Source organism: Ornithinimicrobium ciconiae (assembly GCF_007197575.1).
GTDB classification, from domain to species: domain Bacteria; phylum Actinomycetota; class Actinomycetes; order Actinomycetales; family Dermatophilaceae; genus Ornithinicoccus; species Ornithinicoccus ciconiae.
In genome coordinates this window covers 2,172,322-2,185,798 of sequence record NZ_CP041616.1, presented here as the reverse complement: position 1 = coordinate 2,185,798, position 13,477 = coordinate 2,172,322, and the positions used below count along the sequence as shown (strand labels likewise).

Here is a 13,477-nt window from a genome sequence, read left to right as displayed (position 1 = left end):
GTCACATCACCCCCGCTGCGGCGAACAGGGCCTGGCCCTGCTGGTGGCCGGCCAGACGCAGGGCCTGGCGCGCGGTGTCGAACTCGGCCTCGACCAGCTCGCGGGCTGCTCGGGCGATCTGCTCTCGGGGGTAGTCAGGGCCTGCGACGCGCTCCAGTGCGGCGACCAGCTCGTCGACCTCACCCATGCCCAACCGGTCGGCGGAGATGAGCTGTCCGGTGCTCCCGTCGCGGACGGCCTCGGGGATCCCGGTGACGTCGCTGCCGATGACCGGCACGCCCATCGCCATCGCCTCCAGGAGCACGGTCGGCAGGCCATCGGCGTTGCCGTCGGCACCGACGACACACGGCGCGGCCATCACATCGGCCCACCGCAGCAGTTCCCGGATCTCCTCCTGGTGGCGGGGGCCGAGCAGCTCGATGGTGTCGCTGAGTCCCGCTGCGGCCACCTCCTGGGCCAGGCTCGCGGCCTGGTCACCGTCGCCGGCGATGCGCACCTGGACCTGCCGTCCCGACCCGTGGGGGCCAGCCAGCTGGCGCACGGCCTCGATCAGGTGCGTGAAGCCCTTCTTCTCGACCAACCGGCCCACCGCCACCACCTTCAGCGGGCCCGACAGCGGTGCCGGCGCGGCATACTCAAAGCGGGCCAGGTCAAGGCCGTTGCGGATGAGCACCACCTTGTCGGCCAGGTCCGGGTAGCGGCTCACCAGGAACGAGCGGTTGAACTCGCTGATGGCGACCACGTGGTCGGCGTGGGCGAGGATCTCGTGCAGCAGGTCGTGGTCGACGCTCTCGTGGAACAGGTCCTTGGCGTGAGTGGTCACGGAGAAGGGGATGTCAGCGATGGCCCCGGCGACGCGGGCAATCCGGGCGGCCATCGAGCCGAAGTGGGCGTGCAGGTGGGTGATGCCCTGCTGGGTCGCGCGGAGCGCGAGGTGCACCCCCTGCACCGCCTCCGACGGCTCGAGGCGGGTCAGCAGGTCCAGGATGGCGGGCAGGCGCTCGTCCAGCTCAGGGATCACCGTGCGGGCCTCGCGCAGGACGCTCCAGGCCTCGCTCAGCTTGGCCGGCTTGGGCAGGTGCGTCACCGGTGCCTGCACCTTGGCGATCTCGGGGTGGAAGCGGGCGTCGGTGGTCGGGCGCAGGGCGAAGATCGCCAGGTCCTCGCCGGCAGCCTCACGGCTCAGGATCTCGGTGACCACGAAGGTCTCCGAGAAGCGCGGATAGACCTTGAGGACGTAGCCGACGCGGGGCACACGCCCGGACTGCGGTGCGTGCTCAGACAGCTGCACTGGTGAACTCCTTCATGCTGGCGCGCGCGATGTCGGCGACGCGGTGGGCGACTCCGGCCAGACCGGCCAGGTCGAGGTGGGTGCGGTCCTGGGTGCGGTGGACCGCGCCGGCGAACCAGATGCTGAGACGCTCTGCGGTCAGGTTCTCGAGGCGTTCCATGTCGACGGCGCCGGCGGCCTTGAGGCCGAGGGCGCGGATGAGCTGCTCCTGGCGGGGCAGTTCCCGTGGCACCAGCAGGACCGGGGTGTCGGTGCTCATCACCTCGTTGACGGTGTTGTAGCCGGCCATCGAGACGACGGCGCTGGCACGGCGGATCGTGGCCAGGCCGTCCGGCACAGATCCCACGACCCTCGTGCCGGGGGCAGCCTGCGCCTGGAGGGTGGCGAGGTCCTCGGCGGGCATCTGCGGGCCGGCCACCACCAGGTGGCGGTGCCCGGCGGGGATGGTGGCCCGGGCGGCTATGCTGAGCATCCCCTTGCCGTCGCTGCCGCCACCGGACATGCTCACAACGTAAGGGGCCTCCGTGGGGTCCGCCTCAGGAATCCAGCGGCGGCCGTTGGACAGGTAGCCGGTGTAGCGGATCAGGTCGTGCAGCTCGGCGGGGACCTCACCGGTGTGGCGCACGTCGTGGACCTGAGGGTCGCCATAGACCCAGATCTCGTCGAAGATGGTGCGGAAGCGGTCCAGGTCCTCCAGCCGGGCCCACTCTGCGGCGGCCACGTCCGGCTCGTCGAGGACCTCGCGCAGGCCGAGCACGATGGTCGTGCCCGGGCGCTTCTTGCGGGTCTTGGCCAGCGTCTTGCGGAGCTCGCCGTTGACGCCATAGGCGTGCCGGTCGACCACGATCAGGTCGGGGTTGAGTCCTTTGACAACTCCCTTGACCAACTGGGCGCGGATGCCGATCAGGTCGTCCATCGGCACCTGCATGTGGCGCGGCTCATAGCCAGACTCGCCCTTGCAGATGCTCGGCAGCAGGACCACGTCAAAGCCGGTGGGCACATCGAGGTCGGTCCCGTGTCCCACCCCGGTCAGCAGCATGCCGGTCACGGGACGACCGGTCATCGCGGGCACCTCGGTGGCCAGGGTGTGGGCGAGGGCCAGGTTGCGGCGGATGTGGCCCAACCCGACGGAATCGTGCGAGTACAGCAGCACCCGGAACGGGTTGGGGTTCTCCGAACCGTTCATGTGGCCTACCTCCTGGTCGTGCAACGCCGTCCCTCGGCGCCTGAGAGACAGTTCACCCGACGGTCATGAGTCAGACGTGAAAGGTTGGTGAGAGCACTCTCATGTTCACCCTTTTCCGCACAGATCCGGGGCCAAAAAGGTGGATTGGGTCTCGACACGCGAGAGGATGGTGGGCGTGTCCTCCTGGGTGCTGCACGTTGATATGGACCAGTTCCTCGCCGCCATCGAGGTGCTGAGGAGACCAGAGCTGGCCGGACTCCCCGTCGTGGTCGGCGGACGGGGTGACCCGACCGAGCGTGCCGTCGTCTCGACCGCCAGCTATGAGGCCCGTGCGTGGGGGGTCCGTTCCGGGATGCCCCTGCGGACAGCGTTGAAGCGGTGTCCGGAGGCCGTCTTCCTGCCGGTCGACTTCCCCGCCTATGAGGCTGCCTCGGAGCAGGTCATGCAGACCCTGCAGGAGTTCCCCGGCGCCGTGGTCCAGGTGCTCGGCTGGGACGAGGCGTTCGTCGGGCTGGAGACAGCGAACCCCGAGGCGGCAGCCCGAGACCTGCAGGCCCGCGTCCTCGCCGCAACGCAGCTGCACTGCTCGATCGGCATCGGCGACACGCTGGTCCGCGCCAAGACCGCCACGGAGTTCGGCAAGCCACAGGGGGTCTTCCGGCTGACCCAGGACACCTGGCTTGAGGTGATGGGTGACCGACCCACCCGTGCCCTGTGGGGTGTCGGCAGCCGGATCTCGGCGCGGCTGGGTGAGCTGGGCATCGGCACCGTGCGGGAGCTCGCCGCCGCTGACGACGATGACCTGGCGGCCGTCTTCGGTCCGAGCACCGGACCTCACCTGCGTCGCCTGGGGGCCGGGGCGGGCAGCCGCCACGTGGACGACACCCCGTGGGTGGCCCGCGCACACGGCCACGAGACGACCTACCAGCAGGACCTGACCGACGCCGCACAGATCGAGGCCGCCCTGCGGGAACTGGCCGCCCAGGTGGTGGCGGACCTGCGGGCCGAGGGCCGGGCCTGTGCCCGCGTCCACCTGAAGGTCCGCTTCGCGCCCTTCTTCACCGTCACCAGGGTCCGCAAGCTGCCCGAGCCGACCTTCGACCCCGACCTCATCGCCGACACGGCACTGAGGCTCTTGCAGAAGCTGGCGGACGACCGCCCGATCCGACTGCTCGGCATCCGCGGCGAGATGGTGCCTCCCGAGGGCGGCTACGACCCGCCCCGCACCCACGGGCGCCGGGGCGCGCCCTGACCCGCGACGACCGGTGACCCACAGCGACCGCGCGCCCTGACCCACGGCCACCGCGCGCCCTGACCCGGTGGCGGGCGATCGGCATACTGCCGCTCGTCAGTCGGCTAGCCCCAGCTTCCGGCTGGAGACCGCCCGCATCTCCACCTTGCGCACCTTGCCGGTGACCGTGATCGGGAAGTCGTCAACGACCATGACGTAGCGCGGGATCTTGTAGTGCGCCAGCTGACCCGACGCGAACTCGCGCACCGACTCAGCGGTCAGGGCCGTCGCTCCCTGCTTCATTTGGATCCAGGCGCACAGCTCCTCGCCGTACTTCTCATCCGGCACCCCGATCACCTGCACGTCCTGCACGTCGGGATGGGTGTAGAGAAACTCCTCGATCTCGCGGGGGTAGACGTTCTCGCCGCCGCGGATCACCATGTCCTTGCTGCGGCCGACGATCGTGCAGTAGCCGTCCTCGCGCATGACTGCCAGGTCACCGGTGTGCATCCAGCCCTCGGCGTCCAGCACCTCAGCGGTCTTGGCCTCCTCCTGCCAGTAGCCGAGCATCACCGAGTAGCCGCGGGTGCACAGCTCCCCCGTCGCGCCGCGCGGCACGGTCTGCCCGGTCGCGGGGTCGACGATCTTGATCTCCAGGTTGGGGTGGACCCGACCGATGGTCTCCGTGCGCCGTTCCAGGTCGTCGTCGTCGCGGGTCTGGGTGCTGACCGGCGACGTCTCCGTCATGCCATAGGCGATCGAGACCTCGGACATGTGCATCTGCTCCACACACTTCTTCATCACCTCGACCGGGCAGGGCGAGCCGGCCATGATGCCGGTGCGCAGGCTGGACAGGTCGTGCTCGGCGAAGCTCGGGTGGTTCTGCATGGCGATAAACATCGTCGGCACGCCGTAGAGCCCGGTGCACCGCTCCTCGACGACGGTGCGCAGCGTGGTCTCCGCCTCGAAGCCCGGGCCGGGGATGACCATGGTCGCACCGTGGGTGGTGCAGCCGATGTTGGCCATCACCATGCCGAAGCAGTGATAGAAGGGCACCGGGATGCACAGCCGGTCCGCCTCGGTGAGGTTGATCAGCTCGGTGACGAAGTAGCCGTTGTTGAGGATGTTGCGATGGCTGAGGGTGGCGCCCTTGGGGCGCCCGGTCGTGCCGGAGGTGTACTGGATGTTGATGGCGTCGCGGGGACTCAGGGTCGCCATCCGCTCGGCAACGGCCTCCTGGGGCACGTCCGCGCCCTGGGCGAGCAGGGCCGACCAGTCATCGGTGTCCAGCAGGACCACCCGCTCCAGGTCCGGGCAGTCCCCACGGGTCTCCTCCAGCATGCCCCGGTAGTCGCTGGACTTGAAGTTGCTCGCCGCCAACATCAGGCGCAGACCGCTCTGGTTGACCGCGAAGGTCAACTCGTGGGTGCGATAGGAGGGGTTGATGTTGACCAGGATCGCCCCGACCTTGGCGGTGGCATATTGGGTCAGCGTCCACTGCGCACAGTTGGGCGCCCAGATCCCGACCCGGTCCCCTGCCGCGATCCCGGCCCCGATCAGGGCGCGGGCCAGCGCGTTGACATCAGCGTCGAGCTCGGCCCAGGTCCATCGGCGGCCAGTGGCCACCTCGACGAGAGCCTCACGATCCGCGTGCTTGGCCGCCGTCCGCTCGAAGTTGACCCCGATGGTCTCCTCCAGCAGTGGCTGCTCCTCGCCCTTGGCATAGGACTCCATCTCCGACTCCTCCTGACGACTCCGGGTGTTTCTCAGACTGTATGCCGCAGGGTCACCCCGCGCAGGAGGTGCCAGCAGCGGAAAGTCATCCGAGTCCGCCCGCGCCAGGGCGAGCAGGAATGCCCGCTGTCCCGGGTCCGACCAGGCCAGGTCGTCGCTCACACACCGACCCTAAGGGGGTGGCAGAGCGTGATCAGCGCTCTGTGGTGCAGACGCAGGCCCGGTTGCCCTCCGCATCCGCGAGGACCGTGAAGGCCGGTGCCGCCTCGTCATCCACCACCGTGCCGCCCGCAGCGACGGCAGCGGCGATGCGCTCCTGCGCGAGCTCAGCCGGAATCCACACATCCAGGTGGAAGCGCTGCCGGGGTGTCTCGTGGGCGTCGGTCTCCTGGAACCACAGCAGTGGCACGCGGGCGTCGCCCACGACGTCGCCGTCCTGAAACGCCTCGGTGTCGCCCCGCAGCAGCGCGGCCCAGAACGGTCCCAGCCGGGACGGGTCCGCCGTGTCGAGCGCCAACTCGACCTGGGCGAGTGCCTCGGGCTGCGCCGGGATGTCGTGCTCAGTGGCGATGGCGCTGATCTGTCGGGCCAGGTCGATGTCGCGCTCGGTGATGGCGCCGACGTCGTGACTGATCAGAGCGATGTCAACATGGGGATAGGTGAGGGTCACGTCCGGGTGGTGCCCGGCCTCCTCTGCTGCCTGCCCGACGGCCTCGACAAAGCGGAGACCCGCCGCGAAGTCACCGGTGCCGAACCGGGCGTGCAACCCCTGGGCGAGATCCCGCCAGTGGGTCAGACCTGCCGTGAGGACATCTTGATGCGTGAAGGTTGCCATCCCACCACCGTCTCACCATCGCGCGGCTCTCACCTGCCGAGCCCCGTCCGCACAGGGGCATCCGCTAGCGCAGGAAGAGGGCGCGCAGGCGGATGGTGGTGAACCACACGCCGAAGACCGTCATCACCACAAAGTAGAGGGCGTGCCCGATCGTGGCCCCGGAGACGAAGCCGACCGCCAGGTGGCGCATCAGCTCGACGCCGTGCCACAGCGGCATCGCCTTGATGAACCACTGGATCGCCTCGGGGAAGACCTCGATCGGATAGAGCGTGGCGGAGAACAGGAACATCGGCAGCATCACGAAGTTGATGACGTCCATCTGCTGGAACGACTTCAGATAGGACGTGACCGCCATGCCCACGCTGGCGAAACCCACGGCGATGAGCAGCGCCACCGGCACCATGAGGATCGCCCACGGTGAGGTGACCAGGCCCATGACGAGCATGACGCCCATGAAGCCGCAGGCATAGAGGAAGCCACGGAAGAGGGCCATGAAGATCTCGCCGAGCGCCACGTCCATCGGGCCCAGCGACGTCTGGAGCATCGCCTGGTAGACCCGGGCGAAACGCAACTTGAAGAAGACGTTCCAGGTCGAGTCGTAGATCGCACCGTTCATCGCCGAGGTCGCCAGCAACGCCGGCGCGATGTATGCCGTGTAGGCGATCGAGGTGCCGCCCGGTCCGGTGACCTCGCCCACCAGCGCCCCCAGCCCCAGGCCCATGGCCAGCAGGTAGAGGACCGGTTCGAAGAATCCGGAGACCAGGACCGCCCAGTTCTGTCGGGCGATGACCTTGAAGCCGCGCTCGATGACTGCGCGGGCGTTGCGTCCGTAGAGGGACGCCAGCCGCCGGCCCTCGGGAAACTCCGGCACCCGTGCCGCCTCGCGCCCCGTTGCAGCGTGCGCTGCGTGCTGCTCTGTCTGGGACGTGGGCGGGGTCTCCTGGCGCGGCGCGTCCATCAGGCTCCCATCCGACGGGTGTAGCTGCGTCGCAGCCACAGCACGCCTGCCACGGTCATGACCGCCAGGAACACCACGTGCAGCAGGGTCAACCACACGGGCTCGACCGCCCCGTAGGTCACCTGTCGGGCGAGCTGGGTGCCGTGCCACACCGGGGAGATCCAGCCGATCCAGTGCAGATAGACCGGCATGGAGGACAGTGGGAAGAAGGTGCCGGCGAACAGGAACATCGGCATGATGACGAAACGCTGCACGAAGGCAAACTGGTAGCCCTCGTCCGTCAACGTCGAGGCATAGGCCTGCAAGACGGCACCGAAGGCCGCGGCAGACAGCACGCCGATCGGGATCACCAGGGCAGAGACCAGCACGCCTCGTGGCACGGCGCCGAAGGCCACCATGATTACCCAGAAGATCGCGGCCTGGACGACGAACCGGATCAGCACCGCGAGGAAGTGGCCGGTGCCGATCTGGGCGGGAGTGACCGGCGTCGCGTGCGGGCCGTAGTAGAGGCGGTCCCACTTGAAACCGGCCATCACCGGGTAGGTCAGCTCGCCACCGGTCGACATCACGACGGTGGAGATCAGCAGGGCGGGGGCCACGAACACCAGGTAAGGCACACCGTCGACGGTGCCCACACCGTTGTCGACCAACGTGCCCAGACCGACGCCGAGGGCGATCAGGTAGAGCAGCGGCTCGCCGATCATGTAGATCAGGATCGACTGCGCCCACGCCCTGGCGGTGCGCAGCCAGTACTCGATGTAGTACCACCAGCCCCACCGCCGGGCTCGTGCTGCCATCACCTCTGGTGGTGGGACCCGACCGGAGGCGGCGAGGCGTTGCAGGTCCTGTGCCGTGTCAGTCAACGAGGGTCCGTCCTGTCAACCGGAGGAAGACATCCTCGAGGGAGGAGCGTCGCACCAGCGAGGTGATCGGGTTGAGACCGCGCCCGGTGACCTCTTCCAGCGCCGCCTCACCGTCGTCGGTGTAGACGAGGATGCGGTCCGGGAGCACCTCGAGTCGGGTGGCGATGTCAGCGAGCTGGTCGACCACCGCCGCGTTGCGCTGTGCACCGAAGCGGAGCTCGACGACCTCGCGCGTGGAGTAGTCCTTGATCAGGGAGCGGGGGCTGCCCTCAGCCATGATCGAGCCGTGGTCGATGACGATCAGCCGGTCGCACAGCTGCTCGGCCTCGTCCATGAAGTGCGTCGTCACCACGAGCGTGACACCGACCTCCTTGAGCCGGAACAGCCGGTCCCAGAGGACGTGGCGGGCCTGCGGGTCCAGGCCGGTCGTCGGCTCGTCGAGGAGGAGGAGCTTGGGCTCATTGACCAGGGCGCGGGCGATGGTCAGCCGGCGCTTCATGCCACCGGACAGGGCCGTCGTCTTGGACTTGGCCTTGTCCGTGAGCTGGGCAAACTCGATCAGCTCGTCCGCCTTGGTCCGCAGGTAGGAGTGGGACAGCCCGAAGTATCGGCCATAGACGATGAGGTTGTCCCGGACCGTCAGCTCCTCGTCGAGGTTGTCCTGCTGGGGGACGACCCCGAGGTGAGCGCGCACCTCCGGGCCGCGCTCGGCCGGATCGAGCCCGGCGACCAGCATGGACCCGCCGGTGCGGGTCAGGGTCCCACCGATCATCCGCATCGTGGTGGACTTGCCGGCCCCGTTGGGGCCCAGCAGGCCGAAGGACTCACCGGAGCTGATGCTGAACGAGATGCCGTCGACCGCGCGGTTATCGCCATAGATCTTGGTCAGGTCCGTGGCGCGGACGATGGGATCCGCTGCTCCAGGTGCGTTCACATGAGGCATCCTCTCCCCCACCACTGACAGTTACCAACTCCATTTCGGCCACCTCGTGATCCGCCCTCCTTGCGTCGCCGACTGCCCCGGTGCGCAGCAGTCCGTAGGCTGGTCACCATGCGTGACCCCGTGAGCTTTGAGGACCTGGACGATCTCGAGGAGGCCTTGCGCTCCGCCTCCCCGGCCGAGCATGCCAGCGCGGCGGCTGATCTGGCCTCCTGGGCCGAGAGTCCCCACCCCCAGGACATTCCCTTCCCCGGTGACCTCCTGATCGCGGCCGGAGATCTGCTCAGCCGGGCCGCGGACCTCTCAGGCGCCCTCGCCCACTACCAGCGCGCGGCTGAGCTGGGGACCTCCGAAGGACCCGACGCGAACGCCTATGTCGTGGACACCCTCTTCCAGCTCGACCGCCCGCAGGAGGCTCGGACCCTCTCGGAGACGCTGCGCCGCGCACGGCCGGAACGCGTCGACACCTATCTGGCGATGGCCACGGTGTGGGAGCTGAACGGCGATCTGAGGCAGTCGCTGGGTTGGTCCACCCGCGGCATCGCCCTGGCCGAGGAGGTGGATGGGCCGCCCGCCGACCTGGGTCTGCTGTGCGTGGCACGCTGGCGGGTGCGACAGGAGCAGGGCATGGAGCCCGACGAGTATGACGAGCTCGCGATGGGCTTCCTGGATGCCGTGGACGAGGGGGCCGGCGAGGCCTAAGCCGGTGCCAGCACCCGGCGATAGGCCGCGACATCGCAGGGGCGGTCGCTGAGCACCCGAAAGATGCCTGCTCGCAGCATCGCCTGTCGGCGTGGGCCCTCGGCCCACTCGTGCATCACCTGCGGGTCGGCCTGCAGCCAGAGCACCGCGTCGAGCACACAGACCGCCTCGGCCCACAGTGCCGGACGCCAGGAGGGCGCCAGGTCGATGACGAGCGGCAGACCGCTGGAGTCCAGGAGGACATTGCCGGCTAGGTCGCGGTGGACGAGCTGGTCAGGGCCGAGGTCGCTCGGTCCGCTGCCTGCAGCGTCACGCTCGGCGCACAGATCGGACACCAGCTCCTGGACCTCCGCGGCATTCCTGCGTGACGACGTCGCTGACACTCCTGGTGCCTCGCTCACCGGGTCGGCGCCGAACGCGACACGTTCGGCGCGTGACCACCGGTCGTGGCGGGTGCGCAGGCCGGACGGTGGCACGATCAGCGCAGCCTTGAGGTGGGCATGCAGCAGTCGACCGGTGGCTACCAGCACGTCGAGGTCCTGGCAGGCACGGGTGCCCGGCTCGAAGCGGGTCGCGCCCCACCCGTCGACCACCCACCGCAGGTCGCGTGTCGGGATGGGCATGGCCAGACGCAGCGACCTGGTCTGCTCGTGGTCCAACTGCGCAGCGAGACGAGCCAGCACCGGACTGAGCCAGGAGGCCGTGTCTGCGTCGCGCCCTGGGGACAACACCAGGTCACCGGCGAGGACGCTGGTGCCCCTGCCGCCCTGAAGGGCGATGGCATGCCCGGGGACGGCGAAGAGGTCAAAGACCTCGGGGGGTGGCTGCACGGCTCCCACGATGTCACAGCACAACGCCACCGGGCGTGGTCACGAGGTGACCACGCCCGGTGGCGTCAGAGCTGAGGTGGGGCGTGCTGCGTCAGGGGCGACCAGCGGCGAACAGGCCCGGGGAGTAGTTCATCCCGGTGACCTTGGAGCCGCTGAAGCCGCTGCCGTCGCGCAGCGAGTGGATGACCTGACCGTCACCGAGATAGATGGCGACGTGATAGATGCCGCCACCGTTGCTGTAGAAGAGCAGGTCGCCGCGCTGGATGTTGCTCAGCGACACACGGCTGGTGGCGCTGTACTGCGCCGAGCTGCCGTGCGGCAGGCTCTTGCCGGCCGAGGCATAGGCGGCCTTGACGAAGCCGGAGCAGTCGTAGCCACCGCCGCTGTCAGAGCCGTAGATGTAGGGCAGGCCGAGGTGGGCGTAGGCCCAGCCGATGGCTCCCTCGCCACCGCCGGACGGCGGTGCCGGGGCGGGTGCCGGCTCAGGCTTGGGCTCCGGGGCGGGCTCGGGCTTCGGTGCCGGAGCAGGGGCCGAAGCGGCGGGCGCCTCCGTGCGGGCCTCCGAACGGCTGCTCGACGAGGTCTCCGTCCGAGCCTCGGCAGCAGAAGCACCCTCGGTCTGCGGGGCGGACGTCTCGACAGACGTCTCGGCGGGCGCCTCGGGAGCGGCCACCTCGACCGGCTCCTCGACGACAGGGGTCACCCCGACGAAGCCGAGTTCGCCCATAGGCGCGTTGGCGGCGTCGGCCGGAGCGGCCACGGCCACGGCCGGGACATCGGCCGCACTGACGGTGTCAGTGACGGTCGGCAGGGTCAGTGAGGACGCGCTGCCGGTGAGCGCGGCCGCAATGGCCTGGACGCCCTCCGACTGGTCCGAAGCGGTGGCAGCGAGCTGTCCGGTCGAGATGGTCTCGGAGCCGGAGACCGGCGCGAGGGCAGCCATCGCCGACTCGAACTCGGTTGAGGGCTGAGTGGTGGCGACCAGGATGGAGGACGCCAGCAGTCCGCCGGAAGCGGCGACTGAGAATGTTGAGGTGGCTGAGTAGCGGCCCTGGGCAAGGGCACTAGAAATGCGGCTGGGCGCGCGGTGGCGTCCGCCGGGGGCAGTCTGGGTCACGAGGTACCTCTCCATCGCCTACGGAGTTAGCTGTCGGGCGCGGGCTGGAGTGTTGCCCGGGTCCGACCTGTTGCCAGGCCGGGCCTTAGCCCCAAGGGAGTTTCCTCCCGGGGAAGTGGGTTCCCCGTTCTTGTCAGTCGTCACAAAGGAGGCACGCGATCCGGTGACAAGACTCGGCGTCCGGACTGCGGGATTCGTCGTTCGACGAACCTGGACAACGGTACAGGGTCGAGACACCAAAGTCACAAAAGGGTAACGAACGACACGTTCGTGTCGCATGAGTGTGTGCCGAGTTGACCGTCAGCAGCCATCCTCGTGGCCGGCTCTTGACCGTCGGTGCCACACTACGTCGGTGACCGATCCCGGTGGGCCTTCTCCAGTGCTTGAGACTCGCGATGTCGTTGCGCTGCAGACCCGCACGGTGCGGACCCTGATGGGCAGTCAGGTCCTGGGCGGTGTCGGGGTGGCCAGCGGCATCGCCGTGGCGGCACTGATGGCCGCGGACATCAGTGGGCGCGATGACCTCTCGGGGCTGGCCAACACCACGCAGGTCCTCGGTGGGGCCCTGCTGACCATCCCGATCGCGGCACTGATGGCAGCGCGCGGTCGGCGGGTGGGCCTGATGGCGGCCTATCTCATTGGCACCCTCGGTGCTGGCCTGGCCATCCTCGCGGCCGAGCTGGGCAGCTTCCCACTCCTGCTGCTGGGCACCGCGCTGTTCGGCGCCTCGTCGACGGCCAACAGCCAGGCACGCTACGCCGCGGTCGACCTTGCCGTGCCTGCTCGTCGCGGTCGGCAGCTCAGCCTGGTCGTCTGGGCCACCACGCTCGGCTCCGTTCTCGGGCCCAACATGCTCGGTCCTGGCAAGGCGATGGCCGAGTCACTGGGTCTTCCCCCGCTCGCCGGCGCCTGGGTGTTCAGCGCCGCCGGCTTTGTCCTGGCCGCGGTCCTGGTCAACGTCCTGCTGCGGCCCGATCCACTGTTGACGGCTCGAGCACTGGCGCTGCCCCCGCCGGCCAAGGGCGTCGCGGTCGATCCGGCACCGACTGACGCGCCCGCCGACGACGCCCTGGCCCGGACCCCCCGCGTGGGACAACGGGGCTCGGTGGTCCACGGGGCCCGGGCGATCCTCGCCTCCCCCACCGTCCTGCTCGGGACGGTGACGGTCACCATCGGGCATGTCGTGATGGTCGCCGTGATGGTGATGACCCCGATCCACATGGCGCACGGTCATGCCGAGGTGGAGGTCATCGGCTTTGTCATCTCGATGCACATCCTGGGCATGTACGGCCTGGCCCCCGTGGCCGGCTACCTCACCGACCGTCGTGGGTCACGGCCGGTGATCCTGGGCGGTGTCGGGATCCTGGTCCTGGCCTGCCTGCTCGCGGCCACCTCCTCCACGGGGTGGTCCGCTGGGCTGCTGGCCGGTCTGTTCCTCCTCGGGCTGGGGTGGTCCTGCACGATGGTCGCTGGCTCGCACCTGATCGCCGCGGGCGCCCAGGTCGAGGACCGGGCCTCGGTGCAGGGTGCATCCGACCTGATCATGGGGCTGTCGGCGGCCGCCGCAGGTGCTCTGGCCGGGGTGGTCGTGCAGCACCTTGGCTATGACTGGCTCGGCGCGATGGGAGCTCTGACCGCCCTGGCGCTGGGTGGCTACACGGTGGTCACGGGTCGTCGGGTCACCGAGACCTAACGCGGCTCCGAGGGGAACAGTCCCGTGATGATCACCCCGGCCACGCACCGGCTCTCCCCCTGCCGCTTCGCCCCTTCCTGAGCGGGACTAAACCCGA

Annotated in this window: 12 protein-coding genes and 1 riboswitch; of the genes, 3 read left to right on the top strand and 9 right to left on the bottom strand. The window is 69.2% G+C overall.

Annotated elements, in window-relative coordinates:
• Position 1: 1 nt before the first annotated feature.
• Both FNH13_RS09955 and FNH13_RS09950 read right to left on the bottom strand, forming a co-directional pair.
• Positions 2-1,291 carry a glycosyltransferase family 4 protein gene (locus FNH13_RS09955; protein ID WP_228266340.1) on the bottom strand — a complete coding sequence of 430 codons (1,290 nt, stop codon included), beginning with the start codon at positions 1,289-1,291 and terminating at the stop codon, positions 2-4.
• The gene (locus tag FNH13_RS09950; RefSeq protein ID WP_143783294.1) at positions 1,278-2,477 is read right to left on the bottom strand and encodes a glycosyltransferase family protein; all 1,200 of its coding nucleotides are present in this window, start codon (positions 2,475-2,477) and stop codon (positions 1,278-1,280) included. The genes FNH13_RS09955 and FNH13_RS09950 overlap by 14 nt, the downstream gene beginning before the upstream one ends.
• A gap of 166 nt (positions 2,478-2,643) precedes the next feature.
• Here FNH13_RS09950 and FNH13_RS09945 point away from each other — a divergent pair, with 166 nt between their 5' ends.
• A complete protein-coding gene (locus FNH13_RS09945) occupies positions 2,644-3,729 on the top strand; it encodes a DNA polymerase IV (protein ID WP_202878747.1) in 1,086 nt (361 codons plus the stop codon).
• A gap of 96 nt (positions 3,730-3,825) precedes the next feature.
• On the opposite strand, the gene FNH13_RS09940 is transcribed toward FNH13_RS09945, so the two are convergent.
• The 5 genes from FNH13_RS09940 to FNH13_RS09920 form a co-directional block, all read right to left on the bottom strand.
• Complete coding sequence (locus FNH13_RS09940; RefSeq protein ID WP_143785058.1) at positions 3,826-5,442, bottom strand: AMP-binding protein; 1,617 nt, start codon at positions 5,440-5,442, stop codon at positions 3,826-3,828.
• 193 nt (positions 5,443-5,635) lie between these two features.
• Entirely contained in the window at positions 5,636-6,277 is a 642-nt protein-coding gene (locus FNH13_RS09935; protein WP_143783293.1) for a 4a-hydroxytetrahydrobiopterin dehydratase, read from the bottom strand.
• Positions 6,278-6,341: 64 nt separating this feature from the next.
• The gene (locus FNH13_RS09930) at positions 6,342-7,235 is read right to left on the bottom strand and encodes an ABC transporter permease (protein ID WP_143783292.1); all 894 of its coding nucleotides are present in this window, start codon (positions 7,233-7,235) and stop codon (positions 6,342-6,344) included.
• The gene (locus tag FNH13_RS09925; protein ID WP_228266339.1) at positions 7,235-8,098 is read right to left on the bottom strand and encodes an ABC transporter permease; all 864 of its coding nucleotides are present in this window, start codon (positions 8,096-8,098) and stop codon (positions 7,235-7,237) included. The genes FNH13_RS09930 and FNH13_RS09925 overlap by 1 nt, the downstream gene beginning before the upstream one ends.
• Positions 8,091-9,032: an ABC transporter ATP-binding protein gene (locus FNH13_RS09920; protein WP_407669881.1), complete on the bottom strand. Its 942-nt coding sequence runs from the start codon at positions 9,030-9,032 to the stop codon at positions 8,091-8,093. Before FNH13_RS09920 ends, FNH13_RS09925 begins: the two co-directional genes overlap by 8 nt.
• Before the next feature lie 117 nt (positions 9,033-9,149).
• Here FNH13_RS09920 and FNH13_RS09915 point away from each other — a divergent pair, with 117 nt between their 5' ends.
• On the top strand, positions 9,150-9,740 hold the full coding sequence (locus FNH13_RS09915; protein WP_143783290.1) for a hypothetical protein: 591 nt from the start codon (positions 9,150-9,152) through the stop codon (positions 9,738-9,740).
• On the opposite strand, the gene FNH13_RS09910 is transcribed toward FNH13_RS09915, so the two are convergent.
• Both FNH13_RS09910 and FNH13_RS09905 read right to left on the bottom strand, forming a co-directional pair.
• The gene (locus tag FNH13_RS09910; RefSeq protein ID WP_143783289.1) at positions 9,737-10,570 is read right to left on the bottom strand and encodes an aminoglycoside phosphotransferase; all 834 of its coding nucleotides are present in this window, start codon (positions 10,568-10,570) and stop codon (positions 9,737-9,739) included. The two genes, FNH13_RS09915 and FNH13_RS09910, sit on opposite strands and share 4 nt — an antisense overlap.
• A 91-nt stretch (positions 10,571-10,661) precedes the next feature.
• Entirely contained in the window at positions 10,662-11,687 is a 1,026-nt protein-coding gene (locus FNH13_RS09905; RefSeq protein WP_143783288.1) for a C40 family peptidase, read from the bottom strand.
• Positions 11,688-11,851, bottom strand: a riboswitch (cyclic di-AMP (ydaO/yuaA leader). It abuts the gene before it with no gap.
• Positions 11,852-12,039: 188 nt separating this feature from the next.
• Between FNH13_RS09905 and FNH13_RS09900 the strand changes: the two genes are divergently transcribed.
• Complete coding sequence (locus FNH13_RS09900; protein WP_228266338.1) at positions 12,040-13,380, top strand: MFS transporter; 1,341 nt, start codon at positions 12,040-12,042, stop codon at positions 13,378-13,380.
• The last annotated feature ends 97 nt before the right edge of the window (positions 13,381-13,477 follow it).